Origin of the sequence: Bartonella sp. AP58NXGY (assembly GCF_042195785.1) — a bacterium.
Lineage (GTDB): Bacteria > Pseudomonadota > Alphaproteobacteria > Rhizobiales > Rhizobiaceae > Bartonella.
The window spans coordinates 1-273 of record NZ_JBHIOY010000356.1 but is presented as its reverse complement, the minus strand read 5'-3'; the positions used below and the strand labels follow the sequence as shown (position 1 = coordinate 273).

Here is a 273-nt window from a genome sequence, read left to right as displayed (position 1 = left end):
AAACGCCTCTTCAGCTAAAATGCCCTCAACGACTTCAATACCAGCCGCACGCAAAAGAGCAAGGCCACGACCATCCACACGCTTATCACAATCGGTCAGAGCAACAACAACCCGCGAAATACCTGAATCAATAAGTGCGTTGACACACGGAAAAGTTTTTCCATAATGGGCGCATGGTTCTAAAGTAACATAGGCAGTTGCTCCTTGAGCTAGAGAACCAGCCATGCGTAAAGCTTGCACTTCCGCATGAGGACTCCCATGAAGAGCTGTAAT

The 273-nt window shown here is 48.0% G+C and carries 1 protein-coding gene; it reads right to left on the bottom strand.

Annotated elements, in window-relative coordinates:
• Nucleotides 1-273, bottom strand: a 273-nt coding sequence (locus ACFINC_RS11380; RefSeq protein ID WP_375617271.1) for a bifunctional diaminohydroxyphosphoribosylaminopyrimidine deaminase/5-amino-6-(5-phosphoribosylamino)uracil reductase RibD, incomplete at both ends; no start/stop codon positions are given.